The organism is Variovorax paradoxus (assembly GCF_029919115.1).
Classification (GTDB): Bacteria; Pseudomonadota; Gammaproteobacteria; order Burkholderiales; family Burkholderiaceae_C; genus Variovorax; species Variovorax paradoxus_O.
The window spans coordinates 2,216,111-2,239,230 of the sequence record NZ_CP123990.1 but is presented as its reverse complement, the minus strand read 5'-3'; the positions used below and the strand labels follow the sequence as shown (position 1 = coordinate 2,239,230).

Genomic DNA, 23,120 nt, shown 5'->3' with positions numbered 1-23,120 from the left:
GTTGTGTCAGGCAGCCGTGTCTTCGGCCTGGAGGCAGGCACGGTTGGCCGGCCCGGCGACCGGGCGCTCGAGCTCCACGGCATGTGTCGCGAGCTCGTTCGAATCGAGATGCACCACGCCTTCGGCCACCTTCACCGCGAACTTGGGGGTGCACCCTTCATCGGGCGACCTGGCGCAGCCGTCGTTCAGGCCGATGGCCCAGTTGTGCAGCGGGCAGGCCACGCTGGTACCGAACACGATGCCCTGGCTCAGAGGCCCGCCCTTGTGCGGGCAACGGTCGAGCAGCGCGAACACCTGGTCCTCGGCATTGCGGAACACCGCCACATCCACGCCTACCGGGCGCGCCACGCGGCGTGCACCCAGCACCGGGATGTCTTCGACGCGGCAGATCACTTTCCATTCGTTGTTGTTCATGGTTGTTGCTCCTTTCAGGCTGCCTGGGCCACATCGTCCACGACGGCCACCGGCGTGAACTGCCGCACATCCACAGAAGCCTGGCTGGACTCGAACCAGGGATCCGGCTCCCCGTCCAGCGCGAACTGCAGCCGCTCCCACAGCGCCTTGCGGCCGGCCTCGTCTTCCAGGAGCGTCGGTGCAGCCGCACACCGCCTTCTTCTTGGGCGTGGCCGAATAGTCGCCGCCGGCGGTGAACATCAGGATCTGCTCCACGAGGCCGGTGCACGAGCCGCAGCTTGCGCTGGCCTTGGTGTGCTTCTTGACCTCGTCCAGGGTGAACAGGCCCTTGTCCTTGATCGCCTTGCAGATGGTGCCCTTGGTCACGCCGTTGCAGCCGCACACCTCGGCCTCGTCGGGCATGCTGGCGGCCTTGTTGTGGCCCTCGTGGCCGGTGTCGCCGATGTTGGATTCGCCGAACATCAGCTTGTCGCGGATGTCGTGCACGCTGCGCCCGTCGCGCAGGAGCTTGAAGTACCAGCTGCCGTCCACCGTGTCGCCGTACAGGCACGCGCCCACCAGCTTGTCGTCCTTGATCACCAGCTTCTTGTAGACCCCGCCGAAGGGGTCGCTCATGACGATCTCCTCGGTGCCTTCGCCGCCCATGAACTCGCCGGCCGAGAACAGGTCGATGCCCGTGACCTTGAGCTTGGTGGAGGTGAGCGAGCCCAGGTAGCGCCCGATGCCGAACTGGGCCAGGTGGTTGGCCGCGACCTTGGCCTGCTCGAAGAGAGGCGCCACCAGGCCGTAGGCGATGCCGCGGTGGGCGGCGCATTCGCCCACCGAGTAGATGCGCGCATCGGTCACGGTCTGCATGGTGTCGTTGACCACGATGCCGCGGTTGCACCACCGAGTAGATGCGCGCATCGGTCACGGTCTGCATGGTGTCGTTGACCACGATGCCGCGGTTGCAATGCAGGCGCATCTTCTCGGCCAGCTCGGTGTTGGGGCGGATGCCGACAGCCATGACGACCAGGTCGGCGGCCACTTCGGTGCCGTCCTTGAAGCGGATGGCACGGACGCGGCCGGCCTTGCCGTCCTCGGCATCGCCCACCAGCTCCTGGGTCTGGGCGCCGATGAGGAACTCCAGGCCCCGGTCTTCCAGGGACTTCTGCAGCAGCTTGCCGGCCACGTCGTCCAGCTGGCGCTCCATGAGCCAGGGCATGACGTGCACCACGGTGACGCTCATGCCGCGCAGCATGAGGCCGTTGGCCGCCTCCAGGCCCAGGAGGCCCCCGCCGATGACGACCGCGTGCTTGTGGGTGCGGGCGGTCTCGATCATGTAGTCGGTGTCGGCGATGTCGCGGTAGGCGATCACGCCCTTCAGGTCCTTGCCGGGCACGGGCAGCATGAAGGGGTTGGAGCCGGTGCACATCAGGAGGCGGTCGTAGGCGGCTTCGGTGACGGCGCCCTGCGAGTCGACGGCGCGCACGATGCGCTTGACGCGGTCGACTTCGACCACCTTCTTGCCCGCGTGCAGGGTGATGTGGTTGTCGGTGTACCACTCCCAGCTGTTGAGCACGATCTCGTCCACGGTCTGCTCGCCGGCCAGCACGGGGGACAAGAGGATGCGGTTGTAGTTGGGGTGCGGCTCGGCACCGAAGACGGTGATGTCGTACATGTCCGGGGCGAGCTTCAGGAGCTCTTCCAGGGTGCGCACGCCGGCCATGCCGTTGCCGACCATCACGAGCTTGAGTTTGTGCATGGGGTGGGGCCTTTCAAAATGCAATGCCGCGACGCTGCCAGGCGGGGCTGCATCGACGGACGGGGTTGGGGGGAAGGGGCCCGCTGCGTGCGGGCTGGAGGTGCTGGCGCTCCATTGCGCCGGGGCATTCGCAAGACCGCGAAAACCTCACCAAAGCGGTGCTTCGTTACACCGTGAGTTGTGGGTCATGCAAAGACCGTGCCTGCGCGGCGCGATCGCAGTCTTGCTGTGAAAGGCGCCTCGTGCGGCGGCCGAAGAGGGCACTCGAACGGAGCCCGCGCTCGCAACTGGTGCGGCGGAGCAGTGCCGCAGTGCCTCAGGCGATGCCGTGCACCAGGCGCTCGAACACGTCGTTCGAGCCCATCTGGCCGCCCTTCAGCATGATCTCCATGCCGTCGAGTGCGGCATCGTCGCTGTGCACGCGGCACAGCGATGCGCCGGCGCCCATGTCCGCCACATACGAAAGCCCCCATGCATCGAGCGCTTGCATGCCGTGGCTCGACGTGTCGCCGCCGGCAATGCCCACGCGCTGCAGCGGCGCCATCGCGAGCACCTTGGCCAGCAAGTCGCCGCCCGCGCGTGCGAGCGCCTGCGCATCCAGTTCGGTGGCGGGCTGCAACTGCTGTTCAGAGGGGCGGGTGCAGGCCAGCACGTTGCGGCCGCCTGCGAGGCCGCGCGCAATGTCTTGGGCGTGGCGTTCGAGCGTGGCCGCGTCCCGCTGTGCGAGCAGAGGTGCGTCGAGCCACACCGTCTCGAACGAGCGTGCCTCCGCCACTTGTCGTGCGGTCACGGGCGAGAGGCTTCCGGCAAGCACCAGCACCGGGCCTTGCGCGGGTGCCACGCGGGGCGGGCCGGCCTGCGCGTTGGCATGGCGCGGTCCAAGGGCGGCGGCCAGTGCGTCTACCACGCTGCTCGGCCCTACGGCAAGCAGCGTGGCACGGCTTGCCTGTGCCCACAGCACTTGGCCAATGTTTGCCAGTTGCGGTGCGTCGGCCACGTCGAACAGCACGGCGCCGGTGCCGGCTTCGGAAAAGGGCGCCTGCAATGCGCGCTGCAGCGCATTGCCGAGCGCATCCGTTCCCTGCAAGGCGGCCGTGAACGGAATGGAGCGCACCTCGGCCAAGCCCTGCCTGGCCAGGTGAATCCGCAGGTCCGCCTCGTGCATCGGCGTCACCGGGTGACGGCTCATCGTCGGATGCCGGTCGATACGGAACACCTCGCCGCCCGCACCGGCTGCGGCAAACAGGTTGCCAAAAAGGCAGTACCGCCCAAGGTTGGGCTGGCCGCCGACGATCGCGGCCCACGGTTGCTCTACGGCGGTGCGCAGCGCGCCAACGGCTGCGCCGATGGAGCCGATGTGCGGCGCGCTGTCGAATGTCGAACAGGTCTTGTAGTGCAGCACGCGGGCGCCGAGCGAGCGGAACAGTGCCGCCACCGGGGCCAGCTCGGCCTGCATCGCCTCCGGCGCCATGGCCCGCGCAGCGCCGGCAATGCCCAGCACGTCGAGCGGCCCGGTGCGGGCGAGCCGGGCGGCATCGGGCGTCTTCAGGAACAGAAGCGCACGCAGGCCCGCTCGCGCCGCGGTGCCGAGCGTGTCGGTTGCGCCGGTGAAGTCATCGCCGTAATAGACGACGGCTGGAGCGGGCGTTGCCGGCGTCACGGCTTGCCGAAGAAGGCGAGGGCATGTGCAAGCTCGGGAGCGCCGCGGGCCGCGTCTTCCAGCGCAATACCGTTGCGAACGGCCGACCATGCCTGCCGGATGCTGGCCACACCTGCCGCGGCACCGTCCGGATGCGCAAGAATGCCGCCGCCGGCCATGAAGAGCAGGTCGTCGCTGCCGATGGCCGCCCAGGTGGCTGGCACAGTGCCGGCCCATTGGCCCGACGAGAACGCCGGCATCACGCGGTCGTCCGCGGCATCGGTCAACGGCGTGAAGCAGTCGCGTGCCGATTCGATCACTTCGCTGTCGGCCTGCGAAAACTTGCCTTGCAAGCCGTGCACGTGCATGTGGTCGACGCCCGCGAGCCGCCAGAGCGTTTGATACGCCTGGAACGAGATGCCGAGCAAAGGATGCCGCGACAGCGCGCCGTATCCGTTGCGGTGGCCGTGCAGCGCCAGGCCGGTGTGGCGCCGCAAGCTCTGTATGCCCGAGTGCCCGCACCAGTTGAGGCTGGCCATCACGCATGAGCCGCCTTCGCGCTCGACCAGGTCGGCATGCCGCTTCATGGCATCGGTTTCGTCGGTGATGTTGAAGGCCACCATCACGTGCTTGCCGGTGCGCTCCTGGTGTGCGCGCACCACGGCCATTACCGCGGGCACGCGCTCCGCGAGCGGCGCATGCGCGGGGTCGGCGCACACCTCGTCGTCCTTGATGAAGTCGACGCCCGCGGCGCACAGCCGTGCCACCAGCTCAGCCGTCTCGGCTGCAGAAAGCCCCACGTTCGGCTTGATGATGGTACCGACCAGCGCACCGCTTGCCACGCCGGTGGCGCGCCGGGTGCCCGCGATGCCGGCGCGCGGCATTTCGAACTGCGCGCGGTAGGCCGCCGGCACGCGAAGCGATTCGAGCCTGAGGCCGGTGACTTCGCCCAGGTCGTACAGGTTGCCCGAGACGGTGGCCGCGAGCGTCGGCAGGTTGGCGCCGATGTTCGCCGCCGGAAACGAAATGTCGATGTGCGCGCGCCGCCACGGCCCGCGCGCGCCCTTGCGCTCCAGCAGCGCGTTCGGCAAGCTCGGCGCTTCGGCCGGGGCAACTTCGGCAATTGCCTCGACGGTGGCGCGGGCCCGCTCGCGCAGCGCATCCGTCTCGCCCTCCACCCGCGTGAAGGTGCCGCACGATTGCTCGCCCGCCATCACCTCGGCCACGGCGGCCGGGTCCAGCGGCGTTTCGATGAGGTAGCGCGCGTGGATGCGTTCAACTGGCGCCATCGCCGTGCTCACAGCTTGCTCAGGTCCGGAAAGGGCCGCACCGGCTCGCTGCCGTCCCAGCCTTCGGAGGCGCTTCGGATCAGGTCGAACATCTTGCCCTTGGGCCCCGCCACCTCGGACAGTTCGATCACCGTGCCCGGGTGGTATTCGGTGTCGAAGTAGATGAAGCGGCCGCGCTCGCCCACTTCGCCGCTCATTACCGGCTTGAAGCCCTGCGCGGTAAGGCGTGCCAGGTCGGCGTCGTAGTCGGCCGTCCAGTAGGCCACGTGCTGCAGCCCGGTGCGGCCGGCCTGCAGGAAGTCGCGGTACATCGAAGGCACGTTGTTGCGCGTCTGGATGAGCTCTACCTGCACGTAGCCCGAGTTGGCCAGCGCCACCGAGTTGTGCGGCTCATGCGCCTCGCCGTTGTAGCGGTAGTTCTTGATGGGCACCTTGGGGTTGTAGAACCAGGGGCCCACGCCGAGCTTGGTGCTCCAGTAGTCCATGGCGGCCTCGATGTCGTGCACGACATAGCCCAGCTGGCGAATCTCGCCGAGGAATCGACTCATTGCGGTTGGCTCCGTTGATGTGAGTGTGTTGTTGTGGTGTCAGAACTTGAGAAAACCGGTCGAGAACCACGGGAACGCGGCCACGATCACCAGGCCCACCAGCATGGCGGCGATGTAGCCCCAGATGTGCCTGATGCCTTCGTCGGGGTTGACCTTGCTCACCGCGCATGCGCCGTAGTAGCCCACGCCGAAGGGCGGTGCGAAGAGGCCGATGCCCATCGCAAAAATGACGACCATGGCGTAGTGCACCTCATGCACGCCCGCGGCCTTGGCAATGGGAAAGAGCAGCGGCCCGAACAGCACGATGGCCGGAATGCCCTCGAGCACGCTGCCCAGCACGATGAAGGCGACGATCGACACGGCAAGGAAGCCGTAGGCACCACCCGGCAGCGCGCCCATGATGCGAGCCAGGTCTTGCGAGAAGCCCGACTGCGTAAGGCCCCAGGCCATCGCCGTGGCACAGCCCACAATGAAGATGATCGCGCCCGAGAGCGATGCGGTGTCGATCAGCATCGGCTTGAGCCGCTTCCAGTCGAACTGCCGATACACAAAGAGCCCGACGAGCGCCGAGTAGACGATGCCGATGGTCGACACCTCGGTAGCCGTTGCCACGCCTTCGACCACCGCGGCGCGAATCACGAAGGGCAGCAGCACCGCGGGCAGGGCGACCAGCAGCAGCTTTCCGATTTCGCGCTTGCTGTGGCGCTGCACGCCGCCCAGGTCTTCGCGCCGGTAGCGCCACCACACCACCACGCACAGCGCGGCACCCAGCACCACGGCCGGCAGCAGCCCGCCGGTGAACAGCGCCGCAATGGAAATGCCGGTGACCGAGCCGATGGTGATGAGCACGATCGACGGCGGAATGGTCTCGGTCTGCGCGCCGGTGGCAGAGAGCAGCGCCACCAGGTCGCCAGGCTTTGCGCCGCGCTTCACCATTTCAGGGAAGAGCACGGGCGCAATGGCGGCCATGTCGGCAATCTTGGAGCCCGAAATGCCCGACACCAGGTACATCGCGCCGATCAGCACATAAGAGAGGCCGCCGCGCACGTGCCCCAGCAGGCTCGCAAGAAACTGGATCATGGCGCGCGCCATGCCCGTCATCTCGATGAGCGCGCCCAGGAAGATGAAGAGCGGCACCGCCAGCAGGATGAGGTGCGACATGCCTTCGTCGAGCCGCCCCACCATCACCAGCAGCGGCGTGCGCGTGGTGAGCGCCAGGTAGCCGAAAGTGGCCAGCGCGAATGAAAAAGCAATGGGCACGCCCGAGAGCACCGTGGCCGCCACCACCACCACGAAGAAGATCACCAGGTTGAACTTGCCGAGCGTTGCAAAGAGCGGCGCCGCCAGCCAGAAGGCGCCCACCAGCGCAGCCATGCCGAGCACCGCGACGGCGATCTGCCGGCCGGTGCACACGCGCAGCAGGCGCAGCAGCGCCATGACCACCATGATGCCGATGCCCGCCGGAATGGCCGCGGCGCGCCACGCGTTGCTGATCTCCAGCGCGGGCGTGACGATGAACGACTCTTCATGCGCGTAGTCGATCGACGGCCAGACGATCAGCACCAAAAACGCGACAGACGCCGCTATGGCAAAGGCGTCGAGCAGGGCGCGCGTCGAAGGCTGCACCTTCTGCAGAAGCGCGGTCATGCGCATGTGTTCGCCGCGCCGCAGCGCCACGGCCGCGCCGAGCATCGAGAGCCACAGGAACAGGATGGATGCGAGCTCGTCCGACCACACCAGCGGCGCATGGAACACATAGCGCGACACCACGCCCGCAAACAACACGCAGATTTCTGCCAGCACCAGCAGCGCGGCAACGGCTTCGACCGCGCCGCCGAGCACGCGGTCAGCGCGCCCGGCCATACCGCTCAGCGGGTTGGCCGATGCTCCGGTGGCCACGTCGCCGTGCAAGAGAGGCGGCGTCTCGAAAGTGGATTCATGCAGCATGGGCGGTCAGGCCAGCTTGCCGACGGCGCCTTCGAGCAGGGCCCACGCCTCGGGGCCGAAGCGGCCCTTCCATTCGCCGTAGAAGCCCGATTCGCGCAGCTTGGCGCGAAAGCTGTCGGCGGTGGGGCGGTTGATGGTGAGGCCCTTGGCCTGCAGGTCGCCCACCACCGATTCGTTGAGCTTCCTGATGTCTTCGCGCTGCTGCATGCCGGCGTCGTTGATGGCGCGCGCCACGATGGTCTTGAGGTCTTCGGGCAGGGCGTCCCAGGCCCGGCCGTTGGCAACGAACCAGTAGCCGTCCCAGATGTGGTTGGTGAGCGAGCAGAACTTCTGCACTTCGAACAGCTTGGCCACCTGGATGATGGGCAGCGGGTTCTCCTGCGCGTCGACGATCTTGGTCTGCAGGGCGGAGTAGACCTCGCTGAACTGCAGGCTGGCGGGCGCGGCGCCCAGGCCCTTGAACATCGAGATGGACAGCGGGCTCACCGGCACGCGGATCTTCAGGCCGTCCATGTCCTTCGCGTTCGACACCGCGGCCTTGCTGCTGGTGGTCTGGCGAAAGCCGTTGTCCCACATTTTCTCGAAGGCATAGAGGCGCGACTTGGCAATGGCGCCGCGCACGTGGGCGCCGAGCTTGCCGTCCATGGCGCCCCACACCTGGTTGTAGTCGTTGAACGCAAAGCCCACTGCGTTGATGGCCGCCACCGGAACCAGCGTGGCAATGACGAGCGCGGAAGGCGTGAAGAACTCGATGCCGCCCGAGCGCACCTGCGCCAGCATGTCGGTGTCGCCGCCGAGCTGGTTGTTGGGAAAGATCTTGATCTCGACCCGGCCCTTGGTTTCCTTGGCGATGCGGTCGGCGGCCTCTTGCGCGCGGATGTTCAGCGGGTGCGTCAGCGGCAGGTTGTTGCCGTACTTGTACGAGAACTCGGCCGCGCGGGCAATGCGCGGCACGGCCGACACGATGCCGGCGGCGGGGAGGGCGGAAAGCGTGCGCAGGGCACTGCGGCGGGTCAGCGATGTCATGTCTTTTGTCTCCTGGATCTTCGGAATACGGTTGATGCAATCTGATGCATCATTGGATTCGAGCCACAGCGAAGATAAAAGCATGCATGATCCGGGTCAAACTTGATCCTGATGGTTTTTGATGTATGAGGGATAACCCTTCAACCGATGCCCGCCGGGCACGCGTGGTCGACATTGCGCGCGCCGCAAAAGTGTCGACCGCCACCGTCGACCGCGTGCTCAACCGCAGGCCCGGCGTGCGCGACGCCACGGTGCAGCGCGTGCTCAAGGCCGCCGGAGAGCTCGACTACCTTCCCGGCCCCGAGCTCTATGCCGCGCTCACGCCGCCGCCGCTCAGGCTGGTGTTCTTGCTGCCGGCCGGCACCAACCGCTTCATTCGCATGCTGGGCGACATGGTGGGCTACTCGCAGGAGCACTGGGCGCCCTTCAACGTGCAGTGCCGCACGGTGTTCATCGAGAGCTTCAATCCGCATGAGCTGGCCGACGCGCTGCGGCGCTACGGCCAGCGTTGCGACGGCATTGCGATGATGGCGCTGGAGCACCCCGCGGTGCGCGAGGCGGTGGCGGCGCTGGCCGCGCGCGGCCTGCCGGTGGTCACGCTCATTTCAGACCTGTCGAACTCCGAACGCGCCGCCTTCGTGGGGTTGGACAACCGCGCCGCCGGGCGCACGGCGGGCTATCTCATCGGGCGGTTCATCGGCGCGCGTGCAGCAAAGGTTGCGCTCATCGCGGGCAGCCTGAGCTACAAGGCGCACGAAGAGCGTGAGGCCGGCTTCCTGCATGTGATCGATGAGATGTTTCCCAGGCTCGAAGTGGTGGGCCTGCGCGAAGGGCAGGACGACGCCGGCAAGAACTACCGCCAGACCCGCGCATTGCTGGAGCAATACCCCGACATGGGCGGCATCTACAACATTGGCGGCGCGTCCGACGGCGTGGCGCGTGCACTGAAAGAAGCCGGGCGCGAACAGAAGGTGGTCTTCATAGGCCACGGCCTCACGCCCGACACGCGCACGCTGCTGATCGACGGCAGCATGGATGCGGTGATCACCCAGAGCCCGCACACCACGCTCATGAATTGCGTGCGCATTTTTGCCAACCTGCGCGACGGGCGCGAAGCGCTCAGCGGCGTGGAAACCACCCGCAGCCAGGTGATCTTTCGGGAGAACCTGCCGTAGCTGCCGTTCAGCCCGGCCACTGAAAGCGCGGCGCGCGCTTGGCGAGGAAGTCCGCCACGGCGTCGCGGTGGCCCGTGGTTCCCATCGCGAGCGCCTGCGCGCTGGCCTCCAGTTCGAGCCGGGTGTCCAGGTCGTCCGCGGCAGCCAGGCTGCGCTTGATGAGGCTTACCGCAGAAGGCGAGGCGCCGGCAAAGCTGTCGGCCAACGCACGTGCGCGGGGCAGCAGTTGCTCGGGCGCCTGCAGTTCCATGGCCAAGCCCAGGCGCAGCGCTTCTTCGCCGCCGACCTCGCGGCCCGAAAGCATCAGCTCCTTGGCGCGTTGCGCACCGACGATGCGCGGCAGGGTATAGAAGGTGCCGCAGTCGGGCACGAGGCCGATCTTGATGAAGGACACGCACAAGCGCGCGCGCGGCGTGGCAGTCACGAAGTCAGCCGCCATGGCCAAGCCGAAGCCTGCGCCGAAGGCCGCGCCATCGACCGCGGCAACCACGGGGCGGTCGAGCGTGATGAGGTCGCGCAGCCAGCCGTGCAGGTCATGCAGGCGTTCGCGCCAGCCTTGGTTGTCCAGCCCCGCGCTTGCAATGCTGCGCAGATCGCCGCCGGAGCAAAAGTGCCCGCCGGCACCGGTGATGACCAGCGCGCGCACGCCGCGGTCGCGCCGAACGCGCTGTACCGCATCGGCCACTTCTTCGCGCATGGCCGGGCCGAGCGCATTGCGGGTGGCGGTGTCGTCGAGCGTCAGCACGGCCGTCGTGCCCTCGGTTTCGAAGCGGATGCGCTCGTAGGTTGGGGATGTTTCGGAGATGGTCATGGCGTTCAAGAAAACAAATTTGATTCAGGCCGCCGGCTTGAGCGCCGAGCTCAGGTCGCGCCCGCCGGCGAGCGAACTTCCGCCGTCCACCGGAATGACGGCGCCCGTGACAAAGCTGGACCAGGGCGAGCTCAGCATCAGCGCCATCAGCGCAACGTCTTCGGTGCGGCCGAATCGGCCGAGCGGAATGGATGCCGCCATCGCCGCGAGTGCCTCGGGCCCGGGGGCGAGCCTGCGCACGCCTTCGGTGTCGCCAATGGGGCCCGGCACGATCGAATTGACGCGCACGCCGTCCACGCCCCATTCCATGGCCAGCACGCGCGTGAGCATGTCGACACCGGCCTTGGCGGCGCACACATGCGCCTGGTAGGGCGTGGGGTTGGCCGCCTGCGGCGCCGAAATGTTGATGACCGATGCGCCCGGCCGCCGCAGGAATTCATGCGCCGAGCGCAGCACATTGAAGGTGCCCACCAGGTCGATGTCGACCACGGTGCGAAAGCCCTTGCTCGACATGCCGAGTGCGGGCGCCACGAAGTTGCCCGCAGCCCCCGAGATCAGCACATCGATGGGACCGAAGGATTCATGCGCCGAGGCCAGCGCGGCGCCGATGCTGTCCGCATCGCGCACGTCGGCACTCCAGCCTTCGGCGCGGCCGCCGTGGCTGCGCAGGCGCTCGACGGCGGCGGCCACGCGCTCGGGCGAGCGGCTGGCAATGCTCACGTTGGCGCCGCGCCGGGCGAAGGCCTCGGCAATCGACAGGTTGATGCCGCTGCTTCCGCCGGCGACGAAAACCGCGCGCCCCCGAAAGTCGAAGGCCGCTTCGGGTGGCGGTGCGAGAAAAGCTTCTGCGTGTTCGGTCATGGCGATGTGTGAATGAAGAAAGATGGCCGCTGCATTCAGTTTTCCGACGGCGGCAGCGGCAGGTAGCGAAACGATCCGAGCGCGGTGGCCACCAGTTCGCCGCTGGCGTCGCGCGCTTCGGCGGAGCACGAAATGACGCCGTCGTTGGTCTCCAGCGCAAAGCCGTCGGCCACGATGCGGCCAAGGCCAGGCCTGAGGAAGCTGGTGTTCAGGTTCAGCGTGACGGCCGTCTTGGTGAAGTCGACCAGCGAAACCGCTGCGCTCGCCATCACCACGTCGAGCATGGTGAGGATCACGCCGCCATGCACGGCGCCGATCACGTTCTGCAGTTCGGGCCGCGCATCGATCAAAAGCCGCGCCCGGCCGTCTTGCGAATAGGCACGCTCCACACCCATCATCCGCGTGAACGGCACGCGGGCATAGGCGTTGCGGCGCGCCGTCTCGTGGGCCCTTTTAGCGGCCATCTCAGCGGACATAGGCGGCGCGCAACGCGGTCTTGAGCACCTTGCCCGCGGCGCTCATCGGCAGCTCCTTGGCAAAGGCAATGCTGCGCGGGCATTTGTAGCCGGCCAGTTCGCGTCGGCACCAGGCCGTGAGTTCGGCGACGAGTTCAGCGGCGACGGCATCGCTGGCCGCACCGGCCGCGGGATGCCCTTGGCGCACCACGATCACCGCATGCACCGCTTCGCCCCAGCGCGTGTCGGGCACGCCGATCACCGCGGCGTCGGACACCGCCGGATGGCTGCGCAGCGCCGCCTCGACCTCGCCGGAATAGACGTTCTCGCCACCCGAGATGATCATGTCCTTCAGCCGGTCGGCAATGAAGATGTAGCCGTCTTCATCCATGCGTGCGGCGTCGCCGGTGCGAAACCAGCCGTCACGGAATGCCTGCTGCGTGGTCTCCGGCAGGTTCCAGTAGCCGCGCGTGACCATGGGGCCGCGCACCACGATTTCTCCGACCGATCCGCGCGGCAGCTCGCTGCCCGATTCGTCGACGATGCGGATCTCCGCGCCCAGCCCGGCCCGGCCGACCGAGCGCCAGCGGTCGGCAAGGCGAGCCTCGCCGCGGTGGTTCTGCGGCGGGTTGATGCAGACGGCGCCGGCGGTTTCGGTCAGCCCATAGGCCTGGAAGAACTCGGCGTCGGGCCAGGCCTGGAGGGCCCGGTCGAGCAGGTCGGGCGGCATGGGCGCGGCGCCGAATGCGATGCGGTTGAGCGACTGCGCGCGCGCCGCGTTGAAATACGGCCAGTCGAGCACGCCCTGCAGCATGCTCGGCACCATCACCGTGTCGGTGATGCCGTGGCGCTCGATGGCCGCGAGCACCGGCTCCGGGCGGAAGCTCGGCATCGTGAGGCAGGTGCCGCCGACCATCGACTGGCCCACCAGCCGCCCCATGCCGGCCACGTGGAACAACGGGGCCACCAGCAGCGACACGCTGTCGGGCGAGTTCGGCAGCTCGGCGGCGCGCGTCATCGAAGCGGTCCAGAAATTGGCATGCGAGAGCATCACGCCCTTCGAGCGCCCGGTGGTGCCGCCGGTGTAGAGCAGGGTGCACAGCGCATCGCCGCCGGTGCGGCTGTCGGGCAGCGGGGCGCAGCCCGCAGCCTCGCCGGCCAGCGTGCCGAACGAAATCACCGGTGCCAGCTCGCGCAGGGGCGCAGCAGCCTCGCCCAGCACGTCATCGGCAAGCAGAAGCAGGGCGCCCGCATCGGCCAGTGCAAAGCGCAATTCAGGCACGCTCCAGCGCGTGTTGAGGGGGCACGCCACGGCGCCCAGCCACCAGCAGGCCCACAGCGCCACGATGAGGCGGTCGCTGTTGGGCGCCAGCAGCGCCACGCGGTCGCCGGGTTGTATGCCCCTAGCCTGCAAGGCGGCGGCATGGCGAGCTACCGTCTCCAGCAATTCGGCAAAGTCGAGCGAGCGTTCCGAGTCTTCCGCCACATGGCGGAGGGCCGTCTTGTGGGGATGGCGCTGCACGGCGCGGTGCAGGCCTTGTGTCAGGTACATGTGTGTCTCCAGCCGAGTGGGTTCAGTTGGGGCGAGGCGCCTCGGTGGCGTTTGCATCGGCCGGCGCGCGGTAGCGGAAGGTGCCCATTGCCTTGGCCACCACCGTGCCGCTGCCGTCGACCAGCTCGGCCTCGCAAAAGCACACTGAGCGCCCGCCGCCCGTCGCACGGCCGGTGGCAACCAGCCGGCCTGCCGCGGGGCGCATGAAGCCGATGTGCATGTCGATGGTCACCACTTCGCGGCTGTAGTCGATGCGGCTGAGCGCAGCATGTGCCATGGCGCTGTCGAGCAGCGTCATGACCACACCGCCATGGCCGCCGCCGTGGTTGTTGCACAGCTCGGGGCGCAGCTCGAGCGAGACGATTGCCTTGCCGTCGGCCGCAAAGTCGCGGCTGGCAGCCAGCAGTTCGAGAAAGGGCACATGGCGCTCCGGTCCCGCTACGGGGCGCACGGTCGATCCGGGTTGGGTGAGGATTTCGTTCATCGGGGCAAGGTTCATTCGGGTTTGAAGCCGACCTCGTCCAGCATCTGCTTCTCGCGTGTGTACTGGGCCTGTGCGTAGGCGCGGAACGCCGCGGCATCCAAAGGCCAGGCCGCAAGATCGAAGTCGCTCAAGAGGCGCTGGTAGGCCGGGTCTTCCATGCCCTTGCGCAGGGCGGTCTGCAAGCGGGCGGAAATCTTCGCATCGAGGTTCTTCGGCGCCACCAGCCCGAACGGCGACTGGATCACCAGGTCGTAGCCTTGCTCCTTCACGGTCGGCACAGCGGGCCAGCGCTTCAGCCGCTCTTCGGTGAAGGTGGCCAGCACGCGCACCTTGCCGCCCATTGCCATCGCGCCGAAGCCCGGGTCGCCCGACACGTCGAGGTGGTGGCCGATGAGCGCGGTGAGCTGTTCGTTGCCGCCCTTGAACGGAATGAAGTTGAACTTGACGCCCGCCGCGCGCGCCAGCCGCTCGGCATAGATGCGGTTGATGCTGGTGCTGCCGACATTGCCCCAGCTGATCTCGCCCGGGCGCTTCTTCGCATCGGCCAGCAGGTCTGCAAGGTTCTTCCATGGCGCATCGGCCGCCACGGCAATGCCAGTGGCCAGGCCGGCCATGCCGATCACATAGCTGAAGTCGGTCCGCGGGTCCCACGGCACCTTGATCATGTGCGGCTGGCGGATGACGGTGTTGTGCATCACGGCCAGCGTGTAGCCGTCGGCATCGCCCATGGTGGTGAGGCTGGCCGTGCCGGTTACGCCGCCTGCGCCCGCCCTGTGCGTCAGGATAAAAGGTTGGCCGATTTCATGCGAGGCGGCGTCGAGCATGGCGCGCACCACCGCGTCTAGCATGCCGCCCGGCGGAAAGGGAAGAATGACGGTGATCGGCTTCGACGGAAACTCCGCCGCCAGCGCCGTTGTGTGCCGCCCGAGTGCCGCCGCGCCGAATGCAGCAAGCGCACCGGCGCCGAGTGCCCGGCGTGTGAGCCCCGGAGAAGCGGAAGAAAAAGATGAGGTCTGCATGCTTGTCTCCTTGTTTTCGTCAATGCGTGGCGCGCTCGACTTCGGCAATGGCCTCTTCCTGCAGCAGCCGCCACAGCACCTTGCCGGTTTCAGACTTGGGAAGGGCGTTGCGGAACACCACGCTGCGCGGCACCTTGTAGGCGGAGAGCCGCTCGCGGCACCAAGCAGCAATGCCTTCCGCGTCGACCTGCGCGCCCGGCCTGCACACCACCAGCGCCCGCACGGCTTCGCCTTGGCGGGCATCCGGCAGGGCCACCACGCAGGCTTCGTGGACGGCCGGGTGCTGGTGAAGAAGGCCTTCAACCTCGGCCGGCCACACCTTGTAGCCGCTCACGTTGATCATGCGTTTGAGCCGGTCGCGCATGAAGAAGAAGCCGTCCGCATCGCGGCAGGCGAGGTCGCCGGTGCGAAAGAATCGCTTGCCGTCGCGCTCGAAGAAGGCGGCCGCATTGGCCTCCGGGTTGTTCCAGTAGCCCAGCATGAGCTGCTCGCCGTGCGTGACCAGTTCGCCGACTTCGCCGTCGGGCAGCGGCGCCAGCGTGACCGGATCGACGATGCGCGAATCGACTCCGAAGGCCGGCAGGCCCAGCGACAGCGTCTTGCCGTTGCCCGGCGGATTGCCGTGCAGGAACGAGGCCGTCTCGGTGAGGCCGTAGCCTTCCACGTACGAGATGCCGAAGCGCTCCCACAGCAGCGTGGCAACGGCCTGCGGCATCGGCGCGCCGCCGCCGTTGAGCATGCTGAGGCTGCGCAGGTCGCGTTGCGCGGTTTCGGGGTGGGCGAAGAAGTCGTTCAGCATGGCGGGCGGTGCGGCCCAGGTGGTGACGCGGTAGCGCTCGATGGCGCGGCCCGCGGCCGCCACATCCCAGCGCGGCAGGATCACGACAGTCGCGCCGTGCGAAAGGGGCATCAGCATCGCGTTCTGCAGCCCGAGCATGTGAAAGAGCGGCGCCACCGCGAGCACCACCGCCTCGGCATGCAGGCCGCGCCACAGGGCGGCGCCGTACGTCGAAGCCAGCACTGTGCGGTGCGTGTGCATGCAGCCCTTCGGGTGGCCCGTGGTGCCAGAGGTGTAGGGCAGCAGGCACAGGTCGGTGGGCTGCACGTCCACGTCTTGCGGCGGCGGTGCGTCGGCCAGTGCGGCGTGCCACGCCACCGCGCGGGGCACATCGAGCGGTATGCGTGGCGCCGTCACGGCATCGGGCACCGGCTGCGTGGGTGGGTGCAGCAATGCATCCGAATAGGTGTGCACGACGGCATGTGCGAGGCGCCCTTCGTGCAGCGCCGGAGCCACCGCCGCGAGCAGCTCCTGCGCCACGCAAGCCACGCGGGCGCCGCTGTCGGCGAGATAGTGCGACACCTCGGCCGCGGTGCTCATGGCATTGACTGGAACCACCACGCCGCCCGCATGCAAGATGGCATGGAACGCGACGACGAACTGCGGGCAGTTCTGGCTCAGCAGCAGCACCCGGTCGCCGCGGTTCACGCCTTGCTGCTGCAAGTGGCCGGCCAGACGCACAGCCTGGTCGCGCAGCGCGGCATACGTGACGGCGTTCTCGCAGAAGAAGATGGCGGGCTTGTCCGGAAAGCGAAGCGCCGCCGATTCGAGCTGCTGCCAGAGCGTGATGCGCGGCACGTGGATGCGCGCAGGCAGCCCGCGCGGCCAGTGCGGCGGCGGGGTTTCGGCGAGAGCGGGGCGGTCGGTCATGGGCGGCGGAACCTGTTCTTGCTGCATCGCTTCGACGTCAGGGCTCGATCGCGCGGGCGATGATTTCCTTCATCACCTCGTTCGAACCGCCGTAGATGCGGCCGACGCGCGCGTCTGCCCAGATGCGCGCAATCGGGTACTCGGTCATGTAGCCGTAGCCTCCATGAATCTGCACGCATTCGTCCGCCACGCGGCACAGTGCGTCGGTGGTCCACCACTTGGCCATGGCGGCGGTTGCGGCGTCGAGCTCGCCGCGCAGCAGGCGCGCCATGCAATCGTCGACAAAGCTGCGCGCAATGGCGGCTTGCGTCTGGCATTCGGCCAGGCGAAAACGGGTGTTCTGCAGGCTCATCAACGTGTCGCCGAAGATCTGGCGCTGCGTGGCGTAGGCCACGGTGTCGTCCACCGCGCGCTGCATGGTGGCAGCGGCGCCCACCGCAATGAGCAGCCGCTCGCGCGGCAATTGCTGCATCAGCTGAACGAAGCCGCGGCCTTCGGTGTCGCCGAGAAGGTTGATTGCCGGCACGCGCACATCGTCGAAGAAGAGTTCGACTGTGTCCTGGCCGCGCTGCCCGACCTTCTCGAGCAGCTTGCCGCGCCGGAAGCCCCGCAGGTCGGCTGTTTCCACCATCAAGAGCGAAACCCCCTTGGCCCCCAGCGCGGGGTCGGTCTTCACCGCCACGCACACCAGGTCGGCATGCAGGCCGTTGGTGATGAAGGTCTTGGCGCCGTTCAGCACGTAGCAGTCGCCGTCCAGCCGGGCCGTAGTCTTGATGCGCTGCAGGTCGGTGCCGGCGCCAGGTTCGGTCATGGCAATGGCGCCGACCATGTCCCCGGTGGCCATCTTCGGGAGCCAGCGCAGCTTTTGCTCTTCGGAGCCGTAGCCCAGCAGGTAGTGCGCGAGGATGCCGCTGTGCACATTGAGGCTGAAGCTGTTGACCAGTGCGCGGCCTTGTTCTTCGCAGATGACCGCCTCGTGCAGCACGCCGCCGCCACCGCCGCCGTACGCTTCCGGAATGCCGGGGCACAGCAGGCCGAGCTCGCCCGCGCGGCGCCAGATGGCGCGGTCTGGGTGGTGCTGCCGCGCCCATTCCTCCTGGCGCGGCACGCATTCGGTTTCGAAGAACCGGCGCGCGGTGCCGGCCAGCATGGACAACTCGGCGTCCATCCAGGGGCGGGCGGCAGTGGGCAGGGGCATTGCTCGCAACTCCGGCTCAGGGGCGGCCGCCGCCGCAGACCAGCACCTGTCCGCTGACATAGTCCGACTCGGGAATGCAGAACAGGTAGACAGCCCCCGCTGCTTCTTCGGCCGTGCCGCCGCGGCCCAGCGGAATGAGCGATTCGGCGTTCTTCAGGATCTGCGGGTTGACGCCGACCTTGATCTGGCGCCCGTCGATGTCGATACTGGCGTCGGCATTGGCGTCCGCTTCGGTCAACCGTGTCTTGATGAGGCCGAAGGCCACGCTGTTCACATTGACCTTGTAGCGGCCCCATTCCTTTGCAAGCGCCTTGGTCAGGCCGTTGATGCCCGACTTGGCCGCCGCGTAATTGGCTTGCCCCGCATTGCCGTAGACGCCGGAGGTCGAAGAGATGTTCACCACCTTGCGCAGCACCGGCGTGCCGGCCTCGGCCTCGCGCTTCGACGCTTCGCGGATGAAATCGGCCGCTGCGCGCAGGATGCGGAAGGGCGCGGTCAGGTGCACGGCGAGGATGTCTTCCCACTGCTCGTCGCTCATCTTCTGGATCACGTTGTCCCAGGTGTAGCCGGCGTTGTTAACGATGATGTCCAACCCGCCGTAGGTCTCGATGGCGGTGCCGACGAAACGCGCGCCGAAGTCGGGCTGCGTCACGCTTCCGATGCAGGCCACGGCCTGCCCACCGGCCTCGCGGATGGCGGCCACCGTTTCAGCGGCCGGCGCCTCGTCGAGATCGTTGACCACCACGCGCGCGCCTTCGCTCGCGAGCTTGAGTGCAATGCTGCGGCCGATGCCGCGGCCCGAGCCCGATACCAGGGCGACCTTGTCGTGCAACTTGTTCAACTTGTTCATGGGTTGGAGTGCGTTCGAGAAGATGAAGAGATCAGGGCAGGGCCACCACGGCGTCGCCCGTGAGCTTGACCTGGCCGTCCTGGTCGACGGTAGAGAGCTCGAGCCGTACGCGGCGCTCGCCGCCCGCTTCGAACTTCTCCGCCACGCGGCCTTCGCAGCGCACGCGGTCGCCCACATGCGTGATGGCCGCAAAGCGCACGCCGTAGCTGCGCAGCGCCGAGGGCGGCACCCAGTTGGTCAGCAGCCGGCCGAGCCAGGCCATCGACAGCATGCCGTGGGCGAACACGTCGGCCTGCCCGGCACTGCGCGCAAAGTCGATGTCGACATGAATCGGGTTGTGGTCGCCCGATGCGCCGCAGTACAGCGCGAGCATGAGGCGCGAAACGGGTTCGAGTTGCAGCGCGGGGAGGGTGTCGCCGACCTGCAGGCTGTCGAACCGGGGAGTGTGCGAGGTTGTTGAAGTCATGGTGATGCGGTTCAGACCCGTTCAGGCGTTGCGCAGCACGGTCACGGTGCGCAGTTCGGCCACGCGTGCATCGTTCTGGTTGCGCACCTGCGTGCGGCGCACCACAAACTCCAGCGCGCCGCCTTTCTTGTCGTAGATGTCTTCGATGCGCTGCTCGAAGCGCAGCGTGTCGCCGGCATGCGCCGGTGCGTGATACGTGAACTGCTGCTCGCCGTGCAGCAGCTTCCGGTAGTCCATGCCCAGCATATTGCGGATGGCGGCCGGATCGGGCGCGTCCATCTCCAGGCAGAACAGGAAGGTGGGCGGCACCAGCAAGCCCGGCAGACCGGCGGCGCGCGCGGCTTCTTCATCGACATACAGCGGATCGGTCTGGCCCGTGGCCTTGGCGAAGAAGCGCAGCCGGCCGGCCTCCACGCGCACATCGAAGGCGGGGAGGGTGTGGCCGATGAAGCTACGGTCGATCATGCGGCTGCCCCTCAAGCGCGCTGGTACAGCGTGACCACGCAGGCGCCGCCCAGCCCGAGGTTGTGCTGCAGCGCGAGGCGCGCGCCTTCCACCTGCCGCTGGTCGGCCTGGCCGCGCAGTTGCCAGGTGAGTTCGGCGCATTGGGCCAGTCCGGTCGCGCCCAGGGGATGCCCCTTCGAGAGCAAACCGCCGGAAGGGTTGGTGACCACGCGGCCGCCATAGGTGTTGTCGCCTTCGAGGATGAACTTCTCCGCCGTGCCTTCGGGGGTGAGCCCGAGCCCTTCGTAGGTGATGAGCTCGTTGGCGGTAAAGCAGTCGTGCAGCTCCACCACGTCGATGTCTTCGGGGCCGATGCCGGCTGCCTCGTACACCTGGCGTGCGGCGGCCACCGTCATGTCGTAGCCGACCACCTTGCGCATGTCGTGCGAGTCGAAGGTGCTGGGCGTGTCGGTCGTCATGGCTTGCGCGGCAATCGAAACCGTGGTGTCGATGCCGTGCCGACGCGCAAAGTCTTCGGAGCACACCACCGCCGCGGCGGCACCGCAGGTGGGCGGGCAGCACTGCAGCCGCGTCATGGGCTCGAACACGGTCGGCGCGGCCATCACCTCGTCGAGCGTGACCGTGTCGCGAAACACCGCCATGGGGTTGCGCGCCGCATGCTGGCGCGCCTTGACGGAGATGCGGCCGAAGGTGTCGGCGCGGATGCCGTGTTCTTTCATGTAGTCGCGCCCGGCGCCACCGAAGAACTGGGCAGCGCGCGGCGCGGTCGGGTCGAAGCCCTGCAGTGCCGTCATCTCTTCGGCGAAGCGCGCCATCGGCGAGGGCCGGTCGTCGTACGCGCCTTTCAGTGCGCCCGGCACCATCTGCTCGAAGCCGAGCGCGAGCGCGCATTCGACCATGCCGCTTTCGACGGCCTGCCGCGCCAGGAAGAGCGCGCTCGATCCGCTGGAGCAGTTGTTGTTGAGGTTGAACACGGGCACGCCTGTGAGGCCGACGCGGTAGATGGCGGCCTGGCCGGCGGTCGAGTCGCCATACACATAGCTCACGTAGGCCTGCTGCACTTCGGCATACGGCACGCGTGCATCGTCGAGCGCAAGGCGCGCGGCACGCTCGCCCATCACGAGGTAGGGCTCGCTCTTGCCCGGCTTGCTGAATGGAATCATGCCGACGCCGGCAACGATGACTTTGCGTTTCATGGTCTTTCCTGGATCAACGAATGGAAGGAAGGGGGAGGTCGCCTACTGCAGCTTGATGCCGAGCTGTTCGATGAAGGTTTTTTCGCGCGCCGTCTGTTCGGCGGCGTACTGCTGGTAGGCCGCGCTGGACATGTACAGGTCGGGCTGGTCGTAGAGCTCCAGCGCGCGCTGGTAGGTGGCGTCTTTCATCGCGCGATGGAATGCGTCGTGCAGCGTCTTCACCAAGGCCGGGTCCATGCCCTTGGGGCCGACGATGCCGACCGGCGAATTGACTGTGATGTCGTGGCCCATTTCTTTCAGCGTGGGGACTTGCGGCCAGCGCTTCAGGCGCTTGTCGCCCAGCGTGGCAAGCACGCGGGCCTTGCCGCTCTCGACCAACGCGCCCCAGCCGGGGTCGGAGATGACGTCGATGTGCCCGCCGAGCAGCGCGCTGGTTTCCTCGGCCATGCCCTTGAACGGAATGAAGTTGAACTTGAGGCCCGTGGCACGCGCCAGGCGTTCCATCGCAATGTGGCCACCGCCGCCCACGCCGGTCGAGCTGTAGCTGATCTGCCCCGGCCGGCGCTTGGCGTCGTCGAGCAGGTCTTGCAGTGTTTTCCACGGCGCGTCGTCGCGCACCACAAGGCCGTTGGTGTAGCCCGTGAGATTGATGATGTAGGTGAAGTCGGTCACCGGGTCGTAGCTCACCTTCTGCAGATGCAGCAGGCGAAAAAGCGTGGCCGGCACCACGGAGATGGTGTAGCCATCAGGTGCGGCGCTGCGCGCCATGGCCGCCGGGGCCAGCGTGCCGGCCAGGCCGGGCTGGTTGACCACGACAACCGTCTGGCCGATTTCCTTGCCCAGCGCCAATGCAATGGCGCGCATCTGCGCATCGGTTGCACCGCCCGCGGGAAAGGGCAGGATGAGCGTCACGGGTTTGTGCGGATACGCAGGCGGCTGGGCCAGGGCAGCCGGCGCTGCAAGGCACATGGCCGATGCGGCAAGTGCGCCGAGGGCCTGGCGGCGGGAAAGAGCGCGATACGTCATCTCTGTCTCCTGTCTTTTTCGGCAGCTGTGCCGCTGCCTGTGGGCGATCACCGGCGGTGGCCGGTGTCATGTCGAACCTTGCGAACTTCGCAGGACCGATGAGGAAAGTTTAGGGAGACGACGCAGTGCGGCCCATGGCCGAACCGATGATTCGGATTGGCACGTTCGATCAGCGTGCCGGTCCGGCGGGTTCAGTGCTCGCGCAGACGCGTGGTGCGGTATTCGCCCGGGGCCACGCCGGTCCAGTGCTTGAAGGCACGGTGAAAGGTGCTGGCTTCGGAGAAGCCGAGCCGCTGCGCAATTTCGACCAGGTTCAGCTCGGGCCGCGCCAGGTACTCGATGGCGGCATCGCGCCGCAGGTCGTCCTTGATGGCGCGGTAGCCCTGGCCTTCTTCGGCCAGGCGGCGGCGCAGTGTTTGCGGCGTAACGGCCAGCTGCTTGCCGACCGTCTCGAGCGAAGGCAGTTCATCGGCCAGTTGCCGCCGCAAGATGCGGCGGATGCGCTCGGTCATGCTGGTCTGGTCGCGGTACTTCACAAGCAGGCTGGCCGGTGCCTGGCGAAGAAACTCCTCCAGGCTTTGCTCGTTCTGCACCACCGGCAGTTCGAGCCAGCGCGCCTCGAAGCGCCAGCCGGTGCAGCCCGCGCCAAAACGCACCGGTGCCTGGAACAGCGCGGGCGCATCGCTGGCGCGCTCGTCTTGGTGCGGGTAGTCCACCTGCAGCAGCGGCACGCGCCGCGCAACCAGCCAGGAGACCAGGCCATAGGCAAGAAAAGAAAATGCCCGCTGCGCATAAGCCACCGATGCTGTGAGCGGCACGCGCGGCACCAACGCGAACGTGGCCTCGCCGTGCTGCACATGCAGGCGCGGCACGAAGTCGCTGAGCAGCAAACGGTAGTGGCGCAGGCCGAGCGTCAAGGCTTCTCCGAGCGTGCGGCAGCGGATGAGAAGGCGCGTGGCTTGCGCAAAGCTCCCCGTCGGCACCGGCTGGCTGCACAGGCCCCACAGCTCGTCGCGCAGGCGGTGCCGTAGCGCGAAGATGAGGGCCGCGAACTGGTCCTGCGTGACGCGGGAGAGCGGTGCATCGAGCAGCGCCGCCGAGATGCCGGCACGCTGCAGCAGCGCATCCACATCGGCGCCCCGCGCACGCGCACCGATCAGGATCTGATCGACGTGCTGGATGCCGATGGTGTGGCGCGTGCTGTGTGTCGGTGTGTGCCTGATGGCCATGGGCGTTCGAGGTGCGGC

Annotated in this window: 20 protein-coding genes and 2 pseudogenes; 1 reads left to right on the top strand and 21 read right to left on the bottom strand. The window is 67.6% G+C overall.

The features are described 5' to 3' along the window. Nucleotides 1-6 precede the first annotated feature (6 nt). From nirD to QHG62_RS10875, 7 genes and pseudogenes are all read right to left on the bottom strand, one after another. A pseudogene (nirD, locus tag QHG62_RS10905) lies at nt 7-390 on the bottom strand (nitrite reductase small subunit NirD); the annotation flags it as partial. A gap of 198 nt (nt 391-588) precedes the next feature. After that, nucleotides 589-2,158, bottom strand: a pseudogene (locus QHG62_RS10900) (FAD-dependent oxidoreductase); the annotation flags it as partial. A 316-nt stretch (nt 2,159-2,474) separates the two neighbouring features. Next, nucleotides 2,475-3,818 (bottom strand): four-carbon acid sugar kinase family protein, encoded by a 1,344-nt coding sequence (locus QHG62_RS10895; protein ID WP_281150872.1) that lies wholly within the window; start codon nt 3,816-3,818, stop codon nt 2,475-2,477. Continuing rightward, nucleotides 3,815-5,086, bottom strand: a complete 1,272-nt coding sequence (locus QHG62_RS10890; RefSeq protein WP_281151581.1) for a ribulose-bisphosphate carboxylase large subunit family protein — start codon at nt 5,084-5,086, stop codon at nt 3,815-3,817. Before QHG62_RS10890 ends, QHG62_RS10895 begins: the two co-directional genes overlap by 4 nt. Nucleotides 5,087-5,094: 8 nt before the next feature. Next, nucleotides 5,095-5,634 (bottom strand): VOC family protein, encoded by a 540-nt coding sequence (locus tag QHG62_RS10885; RefSeq protein ID WP_281150871.1) that lies wholly within the window; start codon nt 5,632-5,634, stop codon nt 5,095-5,097. Nucleotides 5,635-5,673: 39 nt separating this feature from the next. Continuing rightward, a complete protein-coding gene (locus QHG62_RS10880; RefSeq protein WP_281150870.1) occupies nt 5,674-7,581 on the bottom strand; it encodes a TRAP transporter large permease subunit in 1,908 nt (635 codons plus the stop codon). A 6-nt stretch (nt 7,582-7,587) separates the two neighbouring features. Beyond that, entirely contained in the window at nt 7,588-8,607 is a 1,020-nt protein-coding gene (locus QHG62_RS10875) for a TRAP transporter substrate-binding protein (protein ID WP_281150869.1), read from the bottom strand. Nucleotides 8,608-8,732: 125 nt separating this feature from the next. Between QHG62_RS10875 and QHG62_RS10870 the strand changes: the two genes are divergently transcribed. Continuing rightward, entirely contained in the window at nt 8,733-9,782 is a 1,050-nt protein-coding gene (locus tag QHG62_RS10870; RefSeq protein ID WP_281150868.1) for a LacI family DNA-binding transcriptional regulator, read from the top strand. Nucleotides 9,783-9,789: 7 nt separating this feature from the next. On the opposite strand, the gene QHG62_RS10865 is transcribed toward QHG62_RS10870, so the two are convergent. The 14 genes from QHG62_RS10865 to QHG62_RS10800 form a co-directional block, all read right to left on the bottom strand. Further along, nucleotides 9,790-10,593, bottom strand: a complete 804-nt coding sequence (locus QHG62_RS10865) for an enoyl-CoA hydratase/isomerase family protein (protein ID WP_281150867.1) — start codon at nt 10,591-10,593, stop codon at nt 9,790-9,792. Between the two features lie 24 nt (nt 10,594-10,617). Next, a complete protein-coding gene (locus tag QHG62_RS10860; RefSeq protein ID WP_281150866.1) occupies nt 10,618-11,454 on the bottom strand; it encodes an SDR family oxidoreductase in 837 nt (278 codons plus the stop codon). 35 nt (nt 11,455-11,489) lie between these two features. Continuing rightward, complete coding sequence (locus QHG62_RS10855) at nt 11,490-11,918, bottom strand: PaaI family thioesterase (RefSeq protein ID WP_281150865.1); 429 nt, start codon at nt 11,916-11,918, stop codon at nt 11,490-11,492. A 1-nt stretch (nt 11,919) separates the two neighbouring features. Next, nucleotides 11,920-13,461 carry a class I adenylate-forming enzyme family protein gene (locus QHG62_RS10850; protein WP_281150864.1) on the bottom strand — a complete coding sequence of 514 codons (1,542 nt, stop codon included), beginning with the start codon at nt 13,459-13,461 and terminating at the stop codon, nt 11,920-11,922. A gap of 22 nt (nt 13,462-13,483) precedes the next feature. Then, a complete protein-coding gene (locus QHG62_RS10845) occupies nt 13,484-13,945 on the bottom strand; it encodes a PaaI family thioesterase (protein ID WP_281150863.1) in 462 nt (153 codons plus the stop codon). Nucleotides 13,946-13,956: 11 nt separating this feature from the next. Next, the gene (locus QHG62_RS10840) at nt 13,957-14,964 is read right to left on the bottom strand and encodes a tripartite tricarboxylate transporter substrate binding protein (RefSeq protein WP_281150862.1); all 1,008 of its coding nucleotides are present in this window, start codon (nt 14,962-14,964) and stop codon (nt 13,957-13,959) included. A gap of 19 nt (nt 14,965-14,983) precedes the next feature. After that, complete coding sequence (locus QHG62_RS10835; protein WP_281150861.1) at nt 14,984-16,672, bottom strand: long-chain-fatty-acid--CoA ligase; 1,689 nt, start codon at nt 16,670-16,672, stop codon at nt 14,984-14,986. 37 nt (nt 16,673-16,709) lie between these two features. Next, entirely contained in the window at nt 16,710-17,870 is a 1,161-nt protein-coding gene (locus QHG62_RS10830; protein WP_281150860.1) for an acyl-CoA dehydrogenase family protein, read from the bottom strand. 16 nt (nt 17,871-17,886) lie between these two features. Beyond that, the gene (locus tag QHG62_RS10825) at nt 17,887-18,720 is read right to left on the bottom strand and encodes an SDR family NAD(P)-dependent oxidoreductase (protein ID WP_157613896.1); all 834 of its coding nucleotides are present in this window, start codon (nt 18,718-18,720) and stop codon (nt 17,887-17,889) included. Nucleotides 18,721-18,751: 31 nt separating this feature from the next. Further along, nucleotides 18,752-19,186, bottom strand: a complete 435-nt coding sequence (locus tag QHG62_RS10820; protein ID WP_281150859.1) for a MaoC family dehydratase — start codon at nt 19,184-19,186, stop codon at nt 18,752-18,754. 21 nt (nt 19,187-19,207) lie between these two features. Continuing rightward, nucleotides 19,208-19,651 (bottom strand): MaoC family dehydratase N-terminal domain-containing protein, encoded by a 444-nt coding sequence (locus QHG62_RS10815; RefSeq protein WP_281150858.1) that lies wholly within the window; start codon nt 19,649-19,651, stop codon nt 19,208-19,210. Nucleotides 19,652-19,662: 11 nt separating this feature from the next. Further along, nucleotides 19,663-20,847: a lipid-transfer protein gene (locus QHG62_RS10810; protein ID WP_281150857.1), complete on the bottom strand. Its 1,185-nt coding sequence runs from the start codon at nt 20,845-20,847 to the stop codon at nt 19,663-19,665. A gap of 42 nt (nt 20,848-20,889) precedes the next feature. Further along, the gene (locus tag QHG62_RS10805; RefSeq protein WP_281150856.1) at nt 20,890-21,873 is read right to left on the bottom strand and encodes a tripartite tricarboxylate transporter substrate binding protein; all 984 of its coding nucleotides are present in this window, start codon (nt 21,871-21,873) and stop codon (nt 20,890-20,892) included. A 191-nt stretch (nt 21,874-22,064) separates the two neighbouring features. Next, entirely contained in the window at nt 22,065-23,102 is a 1,038-nt protein-coding gene (locus tag QHG62_RS10800) for an AraC family transcriptional regulator (RefSeq protein WP_281150855.1), read from the bottom strand. Nucleotides 23,103-23,120: the final 18 nt, after the last annotated feature.